The 16,133-nt window shown below is 59.7% G+C and carries 13 protein-coding genes and 1 pseudogene; 1 reads left to right on the top strand and 13 read right to left on the bottom strand.

Translation table 11 applies throughout. The annotated features are described in order from the left end of the window. Window positions 1–61 precede the first annotated feature (61 nt). From IVB27_RS34025 to IVB27_RS34055, 7 genes are all read right to left on the bottom strand, one after another. Entirely contained in the window at window positions 62–1,321 is a 1,260-nt protein-coding gene (locus IVB27_RS34025) for an MFS transporter (RefSeq protein ID WP_247447147.1), read from the bottom strand. A gap of 55 nt (window positions 1,322–1,376) precedes the next feature. After that, window positions 1,377–2,327 carry a phosphotransferase gene (locus tag IVB27_RS34030; RefSeq protein WP_247447148.1) on the bottom strand — a complete coding sequence of 317 codons (951 nt, stop codon included), beginning with the start codon at window positions 2,325–2,327 and terminating at the stop codon, window positions 1,377–1,379. Between the two features lie 357 nt (window positions 2,328–2,684). Next, window positions 2,685–3,062: a nuclear transport factor 2 family protein gene (locus tag IVB27_RS34035; protein WP_247405885.1), complete on the bottom strand. Its 378-nt coding sequence runs from the start codon at window positions 3,060–3,062 to the stop codon at window positions 2,685–2,687. Between the two features lie 353 nt (window positions 3,063–3,415). Continuing rightward, window positions 3,416–4,828, bottom strand: a complete 1,413-nt coding sequence (pyk, locus tag IVB27_RS34040; protein WP_247447149.1) for a pyruvate kinase — start codon at window positions 4,826–4,828, stop codon at window positions 3,416–3,418. Between the two features lie 299 nt (window positions 4,829–5,127). Beyond that, the gene (locus tag IVB27_RS34045; RefSeq protein WP_247447150.1) at window positions 5,128–6,903 is read right to left on the bottom strand and encodes an FAD-dependent oxidoreductase; all 1,776 of its coding nucleotides are present in this window, start codon (window positions 6,901–6,903) and stop codon (window positions 5,128–5,130) included. A 30-nt stretch (window positions 6,904–6,933) separates the two neighbouring features. After that, window positions 6,934–7,758, bottom strand: coding sequence for a phosphoenolpyruvate hydrolase family protein (locus tag IVB27_RS34050; protein ID WP_247447212.1), 825 nt, complete (start codon window positions 7,756–7,758; stop codon window positions 6,934–6,936). Beyond that, window positions 7,751–8,929: a Tm-1-like ATP-binding domain-containing protein gene (locus IVB27_RS34055; protein WP_247376955.1), complete on the bottom strand. Its 1,179-nt coding sequence runs from the start codon at window positions 8,927–8,929 to the stop codon at window positions 7,751–7,753. The genes IVB27_RS34050 and IVB27_RS34055 overlap by 8 nt, the downstream gene beginning before the upstream one ends. 323 nt (window positions 8,930–9,252) lie before the next feature. Here IVB27_RS34055 and IVB27_RS34060 point away from each other — a divergent pair. After that, window positions 9,253–9,779 (top strand): annotated as a pseudogene (locus tag IVB27_RS34060) (transposase family protein); the annotation flags it as partial. Between the two features lie 35 nt (window positions 9,780–9,814). On the opposite strand, the gene IVB27_RS34065 reads toward IVB27_RS34060, so the two are convergent. The 6 genes from IVB27_RS34065 to IVB27_RS34090 form a co-directional block, all read right to left on the bottom strand. Then, complete coding sequence (locus IVB27_RS34065; RefSeq protein WP_247447151.1) at window positions 9,815–10,516, bottom strand: ABC transporter ATP-binding protein; 702 nt, start codon at window positions 10,514–10,516, stop codon at window positions 9,815–9,817. Then, on the bottom strand, window positions 10,509–11,243 hold the full coding sequence (locus IVB27_RS34070; RefSeq protein ID WP_247447152.1) for an ABC transporter ATP-binding protein: 735 nt from the start codon (window positions 11,241–11,243) through the stop codon (window positions 10,509–10,511). Before IVB27_RS34070 ends, IVB27_RS34065 begins: the two co-directional genes overlap by 8 nt. Beyond that, window positions 11,230–12,267, bottom strand: coding sequence for a branched-chain amino acid ABC transporter permease (locus tag IVB27_RS34075; RefSeq protein ID WP_247396732.1), 1,038 nt, complete (start codon window positions 12,265–12,267; stop codon window positions 11,230–11,232). The genes IVB27_RS34070 and IVB27_RS34075 overlap by 14 nt, the downstream gene beginning before the upstream one ends. Window positions 12,268–12,345: 78 nt before the next feature. After that, window positions 12,346–13,563 carry a substrate-binding protein gene (locus tag IVB27_RS34080; RefSeq protein ID WP_524536531.1) on the bottom strand — a complete coding sequence of 406 codons (1,218 nt, stop codon included), beginning with the start codon at window positions 13,561–13,563 and terminating at the stop codon, window positions 12,346–12,348. A gap of 7 nt (window positions 13,564–13,570) precedes the next feature. Continuing rightward, on the bottom strand, window positions 13,571–14,428 hold the full coding sequence (locus IVB27_RS34085; RefSeq protein WP_026233434.1) for a branched-chain amino acid ABC transporter permease: 858 nt from the start codon (window positions 14,426–14,428) through the stop codon (window positions 13,571–13,573). A 36-nt stretch (window positions 14,429–14,464) separates the two neighbouring features. After that, complete coding sequence (locus IVB27_RS34090) at window positions 14,465–15,979, bottom strand: amidase (RefSeq protein ID WP_018457733.1); 1,515 nt, start codon at window positions 15,977–15,979, stop codon at window positions 14,465–14,467. Between the last annotated feature and the right edge of the window lie 154 nt (window positions 15,980–16,133).

Below are 16,133 nucleotides of genomic sequence, written 5' to 3' on the forward strand. Positions count from 1 at the left end.
CCACGATGTCGCCCTTCGGCCCCAGAACTCGGCGGCATCGCCCATCGTCGATGCTGACCTGTCAGGTGCGAGCGGGTCTGCCGCGGCGAGTCCAGAGAGCGAGGAGCGCGGTCGCGACTAGGATCATCACGCCGCATGCCATGTAGAGCTGAGCTTCCGTCGTACTCGGAAGCAAAGTGGGAAGCAGGAAGATCAGCGCACCAATCGCTCCGGTTAAAAGACTAGTAAAAGCTTGAACGCGTCCGATTAGCGCGGAATCGACCACGGTTAAGAGATGTCCGTTCGCCGCCGCCCGCGATAGGTTCCACAGCATCCCAGCCGCCGCATAGAGCACAATTGCGACAAGCGGGTCGGTCGCAAAGGACAGGACGAGCAACGAGCCCGCCGCGGCGGCCACAAGGGGCGTCGTCATACGAGCCATTCTTCTGGCCACGGCTGGGATCCCCGCAGCGGCTAGAGCGGCCATGCCCGCAATCGCAGCCGTCATCTCGAGTGTACCGAAGAGGCGACTACCTCCGCCGAGCGAATGACTGACGAATCCAGGTAACAACAGGTTTGTGATCTGAATGACGGCAAATACCAGGCCCACTGATACCGACGCGGATAAGGTTTGGGGCTCGTTCACAAGATAGTTGATCGCTTCACGAGAAGCCGAAAACAGGTTGAGGCGCTTCGCTGCGTGTGTGCGCGTAGGATAGGTCAGATTCCTCAACAGGGGCAGAACGGAGATCGCGACGAAGGCAAACAGGGCGGCGGTCGTCGCGCTGCCGACGTGAGCGATGCCGTAGCCGGCCGCACCTGTGCCCAAAGCCATCCCCGCCTGATTGAAGAACGACAATCGCAGGTTAAAGCGCATGCGCTCGGTCTCGGGAATCAGCGACTGCAGGATGCCGCTCATCGCGCCTGCTAGAAGCGCGTAGCCGAAAGCTCCGAGAACTGTTGATAGAAGGAGGATAGGACGCGAGAGCGCATCGCGCAAAACTTGTACCGGAGCCAACATGAGCAAGCCCAAAGCTCTGACGAGTTGTCCCGATGCGGTGACCCTGAGGTGATTGTGACGGTCGACGAGATGTCCGCTAAGCGGCGCCAGGGCAAAACCGGCAAGACTGGAGGCCAGCAGAACCAGGCCCACCAGGTTCGATCCGCCCACATCGAACGCAACCCACGCCGGCATGACAATTCCGGCGCCGACGATGAAGAAGGAGATGGAAGAAAAGCCAATGAAGCAACGTCGCTGCATTACTTGCGAATGGAACCCGTGCATCTCTCTCGTTGGCTCACTGAAAGCGATCTCGGAAAACCCGCCCGTCGGGGCGGTCACAGTTTACGCCTGAGTAGCCTCGAGTGCTGCAGGCAATCACGAATAGATCCTCGCATCAGGAGACAAATGCGCGAAGCTGGCGGTGGGCGGCCTTGATCACGGTCGTCTTGGCCTGGGTCAGAACATCAGCCCACAGCGCGCCGTCGAGCTCGCAATAGTCAAACAAGAACCGCAGTATGCGCAGCTGGTGTCCAGCCACCATCCGGCACACAAAATAGACAAAGGACTCATTTTCGTCCACGCCATATCCGGTCAGGAAGGCCTTCCACAGTGCGCCAACACGGTCATCGGCCGTGAGTTCTAGCCAAAGCACCATGGCCGCCACGTCGAGCCATTGAGGGCCGCGGCCACAATCATCGAAATCGAAGAATGTGACGCGCTCGTCCTGAACCCGCATGTTCATCGGCCTGACATCGCCATGACAAAGCCCTGTCGGGCCAATCGACTGGCTTGCACCGGCGCCCAGGAGCAGACTTAGTGATTTGCTGATGTCGTCGGCAAGCCTTGGAGACCTCTCGGCGATCATCGCGAGCGTCTCCTTGTCCCTCGCCTCGCTCAGAACTTCCCTGCTCGGCGCCAGTTTCGTGAGCCTGGTCTGGCGGTGCAAATCGGACAGGGCAACGCCGGCGCGATACCAATCGGCCGGTGTAGCCGCGAGTTCCCGCCCCGCAGCCGGCGCGAAGACGCCAAGAAGGCGCTTGGTGCGGTCAGGCAATTCGAATGTGGAGAACGACCTTCCCTCATGGTCGATGAGGGGCCGAGAAGCGTCAAGCGCAGGCGTACTTTGAAGGGCTCGGAGCACGGCCATTTCGCTGGCCACGTCGGCAGCGGAGCGGCCCCATGTTCGATACAGACGAACGAAAGCCCGATCTTGGGCGCCGTCACGAACCACGAACGTCCAATTCGCACCTTTCACAACTGTCGAGACCCTGCCGGTTAGGCCATAGGTATCGGCAACGTAGGCGTGAATCGCTCGCTCGACGGCCGCGCGTAGTTCCTGTTGCATGTCCACCTATCCGATCGCCGATGCGCCGCCCGGATATCACGAACACCACGCCTCGTCTTGTGACGGCCGACAAGCGCCGAGCAGAGCAGATATGCGAGAGCATGGAGCTCTGGTCGGATAAGTGGGTGGGCGGCCTGGTCGCGCACCAGCTCGAAGGCGTCGCTTCGTTCGATCGAGGGACTGCCCTTCTGCCGTCACTCGCTTCAGCAAAACAGGCGTTACCTCGCTGCCGTCCTGTTTCTCGTTGCGAGCGCTGTTCGACAAATTTGGGCGATCCAGAGGCACGATGGGGCGAGAGGCAGCTTGAGTATGCCACTTCAGCTACAAACTCCGATACCGCAAAGCTTGGTTCGGCGATCAATCGGGGATGGCAGATGAGTGATGGTGTACGATCTTCCACACGCCGTCCTCGAGACGTAATACGAAGGTGAACCGAGCCGGCGTCGACACCTCATGACCATTCCGCATCCGTGAAAAGACATAATGTCCCACCACCAAAACAACGTTGTACGCCAACGTGACGGAATGCCATACGTCCATTCTTACGGTAGCGATACCATGAAAGTAAGTGCCTATCTCTTTAGCCCCGATGCAGAGCTTAGCACTCGATGTACCCTGAAACAGCGCATCATCGGCGTATAGCACAACCAGACGTTCCGGCGCGTGCACATTGAAGGTTTGCTCCCAGAGCTCCAGGAACTCGTTGACGTCCGGCACCAAGAAGTTGTTTTTCATTACAGATCTCGTTCGACGCTAAGACTCTGAAAAGCTGGAACGCCGTTCCCGTACGCCGTATATCACGGCTGACACCGGCTACTCGCAATCAAGCACTGCCTGTTCGAACCTCCGAGGAGCTCAAAAAAATGCCAGAGCATTGCATCCGGCCTGCCGCATCACTGCGCCATTTCGACCGAAAGCGTTTCTTCGATAACCGGGAGCAAATCAACGAGCCGAATGCTGTAGTCGAGCCCAAGCAAGGTCAGCTCCTGGTCTCACCGATGAAGAATCAGAGCGTTGTCGGCGATCATTGTTCGGCCCGCAGTGCTTCGTTTCTTAGGGCAGATGTAGCGAAATTGTCCTGAACCATTTTAGCAGGTGACAATACGGACGTTGTTGGTTGCACCTATTTGCCCAAACGGCACGCCGGATACGACGATCATCAAATCACCTGCTTCAAGATAACCTTCGTTGCACGCCACCGCTGCGGCTATCTGCGTCATCTCCTCGTCGGTGGCGGGATCGTCTGAAACGATGCTGTGCACTCCCCACAGCAGGCACATGCGCCGCGCGACTTTCTCATCTGGAGTGAGAGCAAGAACCGGCACCGGGGGCCGCTTGCGCGCGATGCGCGCCGCCGTCGTGCCGCTTGCGGTGAAACCGATGATCGCCTTCGCATTGAGGGTCACCGCAAGGTCTGCACCAGCGGCGGCGACTGCATGCGGTGGGGACATCTCTTCGTCGGCTTGCGAGGCTTGGACCAGCGACCGATAGAGATGATGCCGTTCAGTACTTCTGATTACTTTGTCCATCATGACAACTGCCTCGATTGGATAGGCGCCGCTTGCCGACTCAGCCGACAGCATGACCGCGTCAGCTCCATCGTAGATGGCGGTAGCGACGTCTGAGGCTTCCGCGCGCGTCGCTGTCGGTGCAGCCACCATCGACTCCAACATCTGTGTTGCGACGATCACGGGCTTTCCGGTCAGCCGACAGGCGCGGATGAGTTCCTTCTGTCGGCCCGGCACCTCCTCGGGCGGGATTTCGACACCGAGATCACCGCGTGCGACCATAATGCCGTCTGACAGGAGAATGATATCGTCGATACGATCGAGCGCCATAGGCGTCTCGATCTTCGCTATCAGACCGGCACGCTCGCCGATCAGCCCGCGCGCCTCTAGGAGGTCGGAAGGCTTCTGGACGAACGACAGGGCGACCCAGTCGACCCCGAGTGCGAGGCCGAAGGCGAGGTCGCCGCGGTCCTTCTTCGTCAGAGGAGATATAGCAAGCAGCGAACCTGGCAGGTTTACCCCTTTGCGATCGCGGATCGCTCCACCGACGAGAACTGTCGCGATGATCTGCCCATCGCCCGGACTCTCAACGCGCAGGCGCACTCGGCCGTCGTCGACGAGAAGAGTCTGGCCCGGACGTGCGGCCGCGAATATTTCCGGATGAGGTAGTGGGATCGATTGCGTTCCGCCCGTAGCTCCGTCGAGCACAAATCGAACCTTCTCGCCGGCGCGTAGATCGAGCTTGCCGCCTTCGACGGCGCCGATGCGGATCTTCGGTCCTTGCAGATCCTGCAGGACGCCTATTGGCGTGCCGAAGTCCCGTTCGAGATTGCGGATCGAGTCATAGACCCGTGCGTGATCGTCCGGGCTCCCGTGACTGAAATTGAGTCGGAACGTATCTGCGCCGGAGAGATAGAGAGCACGCAATCGTTCTGGTGCAGCTGTCGCCGGACCAACGGTCGCAACGATTTTGGCGAGGCGCGAACGACGCATGTTGATTCCAGACGTAAGAGGATGAAACGCGTGTGAATAAAATGCGAAGGTCAGTCTTCGATGATGGCGTTCAGACTCTCGCGTGATGGGCTCGCATCCCGCCGCCACAATGCACCTGCGCCGAAGGCGAAATTGATCACCCCGGCTCAACGCGGTCCGGGAGGCATCCAGCAGAGATTCGAACAGGAGAACGCCGCCAGAATGAAGACATGGTCCTTGCTTCCCAAAGTAGCAAAATCGACGGCACAAGATGACCGAATTGACCTCGTGTCGCGATACAGATGCCGTGAGTCGCGATTTCACGTTGCGGATGCAGGCGCCTTCTGCACGCGATGAGCGGATGCCAGAATGTTCGAAACTGCCCGGTAAGCGAAGACTATGCCGGGGCCGATGGTGATGCCTGCTCCCGGATAAATTCCACGCATTGGTGAGGTCATATCATTGCCGCAGGCATAAAGACCCGGGATTGGCACGCGTTCTGCGTCCAGAACCTTGCCGTAGCTATCGGTCGCCAAGCCAGCGGCTGTGCCGAGCGTTGCCGGAACGATCGGCAGCGCGATGAAGGGGCCACTCTGGATGGGCCCAAGATTTGGATTTTTCGTTCCTACCGAGGGATCGCCAAGCGTGCGGTTGAACGCCGATTCACCGCGTTTGAAGAGCGGATCGACGCCAGTGGCGGCGTGCGCATTATGCTCCTCGACCGTCCTTTGGAGCTCGCCGGGATTCAACCCAATTTGCATGGCTAGCTCCGGTATCGTTCGGCCCAGTGTGACGTAGCCGAGCCGCGCGTACTTTCGGATACTCAGCGTCCATGGCCAAGGCAGCAGATGTCCCATGCCCCTCAGCCGAACGAACTCCTGATCGCAAACGAAGTAGAACCGCTTGTCTGCGGGATATCCGTTTCCAAACATCGCGAGGCAGATATCGTGGTATGAATTGGATTCGTTGACGAAACGTTGCCCATTCGGGGCAACCGCGATGACGCCGGGTCGTCCGCGGTCGAGCCATCCGTAGGGGACGATTTGGGAGCCTGTCCCACTCCTGAGCATCGAGACTGGAGTCCAGAACCCTGCAGAAGCGACGTCCTTGTCGATTGCAGCTCCGAGCTTCGAGGCAAGGTTAATGCCATCGCCTGTAACATCGGCATGAGCCAGCGTGTCGTCATGCTGGTGTGGGCCGCTCAGCTCGGCTCTCAGCCGCGCGTTGCGCGCGAAGCCGCCGGTCGCGAGAATGACAGCGTGGGATGCGCGCACGCGGATCTCAGAATTGCCGCGTTTGACGATTGCCCCTGTGACGCGCCCGTCTTCCATGACGAGCTCAACGAGAGGAGACGCCGGCCATATTTCTACGCCTAACTTCCGCAAACTCACGAGCAGGCGCGCAATCAGGGCATTGCCTCCGCTGAACTCGGTGCCGCGCCTGTAGCTCAAGCGATCCCGCGCGTAGCGAGTCACGCGACGCAAGACATGCTTGAGGGAAGCAAACGATTGGAACGGATTCAGGAAGCTTCGGACTTCGCTGGAAGAAATCATCATCCCCCCGAGCACAACCCGAATGGGGTCGCCGATCAGATCGAAGTCGGGGCCGAGCAGCCGCGCATCGTAGGGTGCAGGGCTGAGTGCCCGGCCTTTGTCGACTCCGCCGACCTGGCTTGAGTGATAATCGGGCGCGGAGGCCAGCGTGAACTTGACCTCTGTCCCGGTCTCGAGAGCGGCAAGCGCAGTCGGCCCGTCCTCAAGATAGGCTTCGATGAAGTCTTGCCGATAGTAATTGCCAAGCTCATGCTCGAGGTATGTCCTGGCTTTCGGAAGCGAGTCATCGATTTTGGCGGAGCGCGCCTGAAGCGAACAGGGAACCCAGATCATGCCATTCGACAGCGACGTGGTCCCGCCGAGACGCGAAGACTTTTCGCAAACCGTCACGCGAAGTCCATTCTTTGCGGCGTAGAGTGCCGCCGAAAGGCCGGCTGCCCCGCTACCGACTACGAGCACCTCTGTTTCGAACGTTTGAGTAGCATCTATTGGTGGCAATGCCGCTGTCCTTTGTTCGCCTGATTGGTTGATCGGCTTGTCCATCTCCGCCTCGCTGCGGTGTTTCTTTGAACGTCAGTGATGTCGCGGAAGGGGAACGGCTTTGAACTCCTCTGCCGCCGCTTTGACCGAGCGTTCAATCGGTATTCGTTCGATTGAGGAGGCCCCGACAAAGCCGACACACTCAGTCGACCGATAGACCTCGAATGTGTGCTGGGGCTCCGCGACTGCCCCACCATGACAGAGCAGGATGACGTCCGAGCGGACCGCTTGCGCGGCCGCGTTGATCTCGTTGATGCGCTGGATCGCCTCCTGGATGGACTGGCCCTCCTCATGGCCCACGAGCCCGCCGCGCGTCGCGCCGACATGTGGGACGATGCAGTCGGCTCCGCTGCTTGCCATGGCTTTGGCATCTTCGGGGCTCGCAACGTAGGCAAGCGAGAAGATGTTCTTCTTGCGGGCAGTCGCAATCATCTCGAGCTCGCGCTCGTACCCAAGTCCAACGCGACCGCGGCGGTCACGCCATTTCTCTCCCATCGTGGAGATGGTCGGATAGTTGATCACACCGGAGAATCCGGCGGCTAGGAAATTGTCGAGAAGATCGTCGAGATCGAGCCGCAGGGGATCCCAGGCCTCGACGCCGCCTATGACGGGTACGGAAGACACGACGTTGCGGATTTCTGCCGCAAGCTCCAGCGTACGCGCGTTGGAGTCACCAATACGACTGGTGGGGAGCCCCATGAGCCGCGAGAGCCCAGTAGAGTAGACCACCAGCATATCCGCCCCTCCGAGTGCCGCGCATTTTGCGACGAGGCCGCAGCTGCTCGCCGCGGCAAGGACCGCTTTTCGCTCCGCGACCTGACCTGCAATCCTCGAGAGAATTTCGGTTCGCTCAAACATCTGCACGGGACGTGCCTCCTTGACCTAATTGTTTGAGGAGCCACGTCACGGCGGCCTCGGCAAATTCGGGGTCGTTGATGTGACAGTCCAGCTCGCAGACAACGATCTCTGGCCGGAGATTGTCCTTAACTGCCTGGAGCCATGCCCCATCGGCATCGGCATCGCGAAAGACGCCGCCCTCTCGGTCGTAATCTGACACGCCTTTGGCTGGCCAAAGCACGGCTGCCGGCCCGCGTGCTTGCGAGAGCCGCTCGGCCGTAACCCGGCCGATTTTTGCGCTCTCCGCAGGCGTGGTTCGCATCAGTGTCGTGTACGGTGTATGTGAATAGAATTGGCGGCCGCGAAATTGATCGGGAACGCTGGCCGGTGGACCAAAATTGACCATGTCGATCGCGCCGGGCGCGATGACTTGTGGGATTGAGCGGCGCGAGGCCGCCTTGAGCCGATCGGGCCCGGCGCTGGCCGTGCCTCCCATGAGTTCATCGGCCAATTCCGTTGTGGTCAGATCGAGCACGGCATCGAATTCGCCGGCAGCAATCAGCTGCTCCATTTTGCGACCGCCAGCACCGTTGGCAGGAAAAACGATCGCGTCTGCGCCGGCCTCTGCAAGACGTGCCACGCATTGAGTTGCCGCGGGCGTCGTCACACCGAAGGCCGTGATCGCAACAATCTTTCTTTCGCACCCATGCTTGGCCGGCACATAGCGCATGGCCGCAATGGCTCGGCCTGCATTCTCCAGCACCCTTGCCGTGAACGCGTTAATGCCGAAGAAATCGACCAAGGTCGGATAGAGCATGATGTCGTTGTGGATCGCGAGTTCGGCCAGGAGCGCTGGTCTTGCACTGGTCACCAGCAGCTTGGGGAAGCCGTAAGGCAAATCAGACACGACCTCGCCGAAAACAGCGCTTCCCTTGCCTCCTGCAATGGCCACAATCGCGCTGATTGCGCCCGAGGCGAGCAGGCCAGCCACCTTTATGCGGGTAGCTGCGGCAATCTCTTTCAGGAGCTCGGCGGGCGAGGCTGAGCGCGCGCGGCTCGCGTCAGTTGCGTGGGCGGCCTTCACCTCATTATTCGAGGTCCCGATATCGATCAGGATGGTCTTTCGGCCGCATGTTTGGATGATGTCCGAGAGGAAGGATGCTTCGGGGCCTTTGGTGTCCAGCGTAGCCACGATTGCAACCGCGCCTGAGGCGCCGGCCGAAATCCCAGATCGATTACCATCCCGGACCGACCCCTGGTCGCCCGTGCAATGGTGAGACACGATCTTCCTCCCGGATCATTCTTAATAGCATGTGGTCTAAACCGAGCCGACGCTGGCTATAACATCGGCGAGGAGTGTGATTGGGTAAGATTGGGTAGATGCCCTGAAACGGCGGCTTATAGGAAGACTGCCGGCCTCCCCTCAGCTTTTCTCAAAAGCGCGTCCTTCTGGAACTTGATGTAGCGTGTCTGTGGGCTCGACCAAGCAATCCTGGCGCCCCTGCAAGCGCAACCCATGCCCCGGAGCCGGAGTGCATTCGGCAAAGGCCGCCGCGCCTTACGAATTGGACGTGAGGACCTCCGTCCTCAGCAACAAACCGCCGGGCCCGTGGTGGCCTATTCGTGGTGCACGCCGGCGCAATGCCCGCCCCCTTGCGAAGGTCAAACGTTTGCGGGACGTCATCGACTGCGCCGAGACACTCTGTGGCTGTGCGATTGAGCGGGCCTAGCAGGGGCACTGCGGTCACGACGCACAAAATTCACCTTCGCGTCTCCATTTCCGGGAGAAGCGCGGCGTCTTCGGTGTCATTAGGCGAGAGCTGCGCCGCCGCTTCCCCATCGAGCCATGATCGGACACACAAAAGCCGAAGGTGACCTCGGCCACGTACCTCAAGTGCAGCGCCGACGATGCCGCAAATGTCATCCTCTCAGCCGTTGGCCACAACATGCCGCCGCATCCTCGCTGACTCAGACAACGCTTGAGCGGCCTGATCGCCGGACTGCTATGGCGAACCCTCGCCTGCTCCGCCAAGCTCACTTAGCGAGTGAGTTAACTATCTCGGACTGGCGCTAAAAACTAAGGTGCGAGGTACCGCAGAAGTTCCGGATTGCCGCGGACATCGCCTGCCGCGCCGTGCAGCGCGATGCGGCCGCGATCGAGTACGTACGCGTGGCTCGCCACGCGCAAAGCGAGATCCAGGTGCTGCTCGACGATGACCACCGCGATCTCCTTGGTGAGCGCAGTCAGGCGTTCAGTGATCTCCTCGATCACGCCGATCCAAACTCCCTCGGTCGGCTCATCCAGCAGCAGCAGCTTTGGGCTTCCCAGTAGCGCACGTCCGATCGCTAGCATCTTACGCTCGCCGCCCGAAAGAGTGCCGGCTGCCTGATCCAAGCGGTGGCCGAGCTTGGGAAAGATCGTCAGGACCCGATCAATCGCCGAAGCGTCGGTGTTGGAGAGCGATCCCACTGCGAGATTATCACGTACCGAGAGGCGTGCGAACACCGAGTGCTCTTGCGGCACATAGCCGATACCGGCGCGCACACGCTGCTCGGTCCGGAGGCGATTGAAATCGTGGCCATCAAAGAAAACCTCGCCTCTCCAGCTTGGTAGCTCGCCGACGATGGCCTTCATCAGCGTGGTCTTGCCTGCACCATTCCGGCCAAGCACGGCGACACCGCCGCGCCTAGGAATGCCGAGGGTAATGTCAAACAGCACCTGGCTGCGGCCATAACCCGCGTCGAGATGCCTTATGTCGAGGAGCTGTTGTTTAAGCACGGCGTAAGTAGATCTCCTGGACACGTTTGTTGGCCTGGATCTCCGCGACGCTTCCTGTCGCAAGCACCTTGCCTTGGTCGAGGACGGTGAGGCGGTCGCAGATATCGCGGATGAAATCGAGATCGTGCTCTACGATAACGAGAGAGCAATGCTCTTTGATTGGTCGCAAGAGTTCGCCGGTGACGCGGCGCTCCTCCAGACTCATGCCCCCGGTGGGCTCGTCCAAAAGCAGGAGCCGGGGCTTGCCCGCGAGCGCCATCGCAATCTCCAGCCATTGTTGCTGACCATGAGAAAGCGCTGCTGCGGCATCAAACGCGCGATCGGCAAGACGAAACTGGGTGAGCATCATCATGACTTGGTCGTGCAACTGTCTGCGGCTGCGCGAGAACACAAGATCAAGAAGCGAGCAGTGCCCCTGCAGCGCGAGCAAGATATTGTCGTAGAGGGTGAGGGTTGGCAGCACCGATGTGATTTGGAACTTCAGGCTCATGCCAGCCCGAGCGCGCTCGGTGGGCGTGAATGCGGTGATGTCAGTGTTGATGAAGCTGACCTTGCCTTTCGTCGGCACTTCCGCCCCGGCAATGCACTTCATCAGCGTGCTTTTGCCCGAACCGTTTGGCCCGATCAAACCGTGGAACTCGTTCTCGCCGACCGTGAGAGCCGCGCCATCGAGTGCCGTAAGCTTGCCAAAGATCTTTCTAATGCCTGCGGCTTCAAGAAGCGGCATGATGCTGCGCCCTCTTCTTGCTTTGCCCTTTCGCGGCGAAGCCACCCACGCGCTCGCGCTCCGTCAACACTATGCTGATAAGCCCGAGCGGCCGGAAAAGGATCACGAGTAGCAGGAGCAGGCCCAGAATGATCGGCCAGATGTCGCGGTAATTGTCCGACAGCCAGAAAGAGAGGCCTTCGACGATGGCCGTACCGATCACCGCGCCTATCAGCGTGCCGGAGCCGCCGAACAGCACGTAGAGCACGACCTGCGTGGAGACCACAACGCCGATCATGTTGGGCCACACAAAACCCTCGTGGAAGGCATAGAGGCTGCCGGCCAGGCCTGCGATGGCGCCGCTGATCGCGAACACTATGGCCTTCAGATGCTGTGTCTTATAGCCGAAGAAAGCGATGCGCTGCTCGTTCTCGCGGAGGCCAGCGAGCGCGAGACCGAACTGCGAGCGCACCAGGAAGCGGCATGCTAAGTAGACAATGACGAGAAGCCCCAGTGCGAGATAGTAAAAGATCGGCCCTTCCGAGAGTTCGTAGGAGCCGAGCGTCATCGGCGGAATCGAGGGAATGCCGTTCTGGCCGCCAAGATAGTACCAGCCTCGCGCGAGACGATCGGCGGCATAGGCGCCGGTGAGCGTACCGAGCGAAACGAAGATCACGCTGGCTGGATGCCGGCCGAGTAGGAGGAAACCACCGAGCAGCAGCGCGAAGACGAGGCCGATTAGTGTGCCCGCCGGCAGCACTAAAAGGATTGAGGTGATGTCGAGATCGCGTGCAAGCAGCGCGACGCCATAGCCTGCCGAGCCGAAGAAGAGGGCCTGCCCGAAACTCATGATCCCGGCATACCCCCACACCAGATCGAACGAGAGAGCGAAGATCGCCAGGATCACGACGCGAGTCGCAAACACCGTAAGATAGTCGTGCAGCATCACCGGGAGGACTAGTGCTCCAATCAGCACTAGCCCTTCGATGATGAGCAGGACCCGTCGCGCAGGGCCAACTTGCCCTGCAAAGGCGGTTTCCGCCATTTCAGCCGTCGCACAGTTCACTTCTAATGTGGGCACCGATGGCCTCTCTACCGCGCTCATCGCTTCCGCCGCGACTCGTCAGCATTCCCTGGGATCAACAAGCCCATTGCTACGTTCCACGATTTCAAACTTCCCGCTTTTGCACACCGCCGTGTACATGTTCATCTTACAGTGCCGCTTGCCCGGCACCATCTCGGCGGGACCGCCCGGACCTTCCGCGATCTTGGCGTGATCGAGCGTTGCAGCAACCGACTCGCGATCGACCTTCCCGGCTTCCTTGACCGCGGCCTCCCAAAGTTTCAGACCGCGATAGGTGCTGGGCGCGGCACTGCTCGCGGCAAACAGGGAATCTCCAGGATAGTCCTTTTCATAGGCCGCCTGAATTCTGGCGGAGACGGGATCATCTTTGGCGACTGCTTTGTAATAGTCGAGGCAACTCGCAAGCCCTTCCATCTCATTGACCGGATGGAGGCTAAGATAATTCTCATCCTCATTCACGGCAGCAAGCCGTCCGCCGTTCTTGAGATAGCCCGCTTCATAGAGCTGCTTGAATAAGGGGCCGACACCGGGTGGAATGACAGTGTTGAAGACAGTGTCGACCTTGTTAGAGATAATCCCGTGGACAGTAGCGGAGAAATCGACCTGGTCGAGAGGATAATACTCCTCGAACACGACCTCGCCGCCATTTGCGTCAATCAACTTACGGGCGTATGCATTAAGATTACGCGGCCAGATATAGTTAGAACCTGGAAGGGCAAACCTCTTGCCGCCGTTTTTGATCAGCCAAGGGATAAATGTGTCGCATTGCTGCGCCGGCGTGGCGCCGGTGCAGAACAGGTATGGTGTGCATTCCTGACCTTCATAGAATTGTGGATAAATATAGAGCGTCTTGCCCCGTGATACGATTACATCCTTGATCGCGTTGCGCATCGAGCTCGCGAGGCCGCCGAGGACCATGTCCACCTTGTCGCGCTGGATCAGCTTGCGCACATTGCCCACCGCCACCGATTCATTAGAGGCGGTGTCTTCGATATAAAGCTCGAGCGGTCGGCCCAAAAGTCCGCCGGAATTGTTGATTTCCTTGATCACCATTCTGGCGACGTTGGCATCCGCCTTTCCGGCAAAGCCGATTGGGCCGGTGAGATCGATCGCGATGCCGACCTTGATGGGGCCTTCGGCCGCATTGGCCCAGTCGGGGCGGATCACCCAACTGCTGGCTCCTGTGGCGATCGCACCAGCCGTGAAAGCGAAGTTCGAAAGGAAACGACGACGTGTGAGTTGGACGCGATCAGCAATCATATGACTACACTCCCCTTTGCGCGATGAGGCCTTGCGGGCGGAACTTGATGAAACAGATGGCAAGCACGAAGACGAGCACGTCGGCGACTACCGGTGCCACTGCCCAAGGTAGCGCCGCGGTAAGAGCGCCGATTACGCCAGCCCCTGCCACCGGTCCGATGAAGGAGCCGACGCCACCGACCATGACGGCAACAAATCCCTGGATCAGAAAACGAATTCCGAGATCGGCAAATAGATCGAAAACCGGCACGATAAGCGCACCGGCGAGCCCCGCTAACGCTGCGCCGAAAGCAAAGGTGGCGCCATAGATGAACGTCGTCGAAACGCCAGAGGCGCGCGCCAGCGCTGGATTTTCCAGCGTCGCCCGAACGCGCAGGCCGAAGCTTGTGCGCGACAGGAGCAGATAGCAGGCCCCCATCACCAAACCCGTGATCACGAGTATCGCGAAGCGCCAGGCCGAGATGTGCATCGTGGCGATAGCGATAGATCCGCCAATCGGCTCCGGAACCGTCAGATAGAAGCCGCCAATCAGGCCCCGCACCGTTTCTCGGATGATAAGACCGAGGGCATAGGTGCCGAGCATCGCCACGATCGGTGCCGCATAGAAGCGGCGGATAATGAGTGCTTCGAGTACAAAACCCAGCAATCCGACGAGGATCGGTGCGGCCGCCATACCGACCCAAACGGGGAGACCATGGCTATAGGCGAGATACGTAATATAGGCACCGAGCAACACGAACTCGCCTTGGGCAAAATTGAAGATGCCCATCATGCTCGCTATGACTCCGAGGCCCAGTACGATCAGGACCATGATCGCGCCGAAGCTCAGAATGTCGAATGCCGCCATGAATGCGTTAGTCATATGTTGCGATCCACCCGGACGCCATCGCAGCCCGTCTCACATCTTCTTCCAGTCGCCCATCTGTTCGAAAGCATGGGCGGCGCGGTAGACGGTGGATTCCTCGAAGTAACGACCGACCAGCATCAGGCCCACTGGTAGGCCGTCGACCATTCCGCAGGGCAGTGACATGGCTGGATGATGCGTAATGTCGAATGGCGCGGTATTGGTGAACATCTCGATGGCGCGCGTGAAATAGTCTTCGCGACTGGCGCCGGCAGGCGGCAGCGGCGTTGCCTTCATCGGCGTCGTCGGCATGAGTAGAAGGTCATAGGTCTCCAGAGCCTTGTCGTATGTTGCAGCGAGGCGGCGAGAAATATTGACGGCCTTGCCGTAAAACCTGGAACCAAAAGTCTGGTTGATGTACGTGCCGAGCAACAGGAACAGCTTGTTCGTCTCGGACAACGAGTCTGCCTGCCGCCGCCACCCGCGATGGAAATCCATCAGGGAGGTCGGGTACAGATCGCCTCGGCTGAGACCATAGCCGTCGCCGAACATCATGGTCTGGACGGCGCCCTCGGTTCCGATCGGGGTCCAGATCGCCGCCCCGAGGAGATGCATCGGAATGGAGACGGTCTCAACAGTCGCACCGAGATCTTTAAAGCGCTTGGCTGCCTCGCGTACGCTTTCATTGACCGCAGCCTCCGCGGACGGCTGCTCGAAACCTTCCTTAAGGATGCCAATCTTCATCCCTTTGATGCCTGCACCCAAGGCCTTGGTGTATTCGTCAACCTTTGGTGCCTTGATGCGCGAATCGTAGCCGTCGTCACCGGCGATCACCTCGAGCAGCAGCGCGTTATCGGCCACTGTTGCCGTGATCGGTCCGGTGTGATCAATAAAGACCTCGATCGGCATGATGCCCGTGTAGGGAACGAGACCCCAGGTCGGCTTCATACCGTATGTGCCGCAGAACGAGGATGGCATGCGGATCGAGCCGCCTTGGTCGCCCCCGATCGCCATGTCGACCTCGCCGAGCGCGACCACAACCCCGCTTCCCGAGGAAGAACCGCCGGCCGAATAGCCCATCCTGTGTGGATTATGCACCGGACCGGTCGCATTGGTGTGGCTGCCACCCGAGAGACAGAAGGCCTCGCAGTGAACCTTGCCGGCAATCTCGGCACCAGCATCGAGCATGCGCGTAACAATGGTGGCGTCGAAGTCGGGTACGTAGCCTTCGAGGGTGGCCGAGCCATTCATCATGGGCACCCCGGCCAGCATGATGTTGTCCTTCAGGGCCACCGTCTTGCCCTTGAGCTTGCCGCTCGCCGCGCCCTTCACCGTCGACTTGCGGTACCAGGCGTTGCGCGGGTTCTCCTCCGGTGACGGCCGATAGCCCGGAGTGCGTGGATATTTGACGACCGGCAATTCGTCGGGCATTGCAGCGACGAGATTGTACGCTTCGAGTGAGCCCTGCATCAGGCCTCGGAACGAGGCAACGTCCTCATCGGTCAGTGAGAGACCACACTGTTCGGCGATGCTACGAAGCTGGGTTGGCGTGGGAAGGGCGACTGACATGAGGCTCTCCTAAGAAATTTCATCCCGGCATTTGGACGTGCCGCCCATCGATTATTCTACGATGGCCACTTACTCGCCACATACTGCGGAGCAAGTGCATTCGCCCGAAGTGGGCGCGCAACGTGATCTGGGTAATATTGGGTAAAACGACTCC

Source organism: Bradyrhizobium sp. 197 (assembly GCF_023073375.1).
Classification (GTDB): domain Bacteria; phylum Pseudomonadota; class Alphaproteobacteria; order Rhizobiales; family Xanthobacteraceae; genus Bradyrhizobium.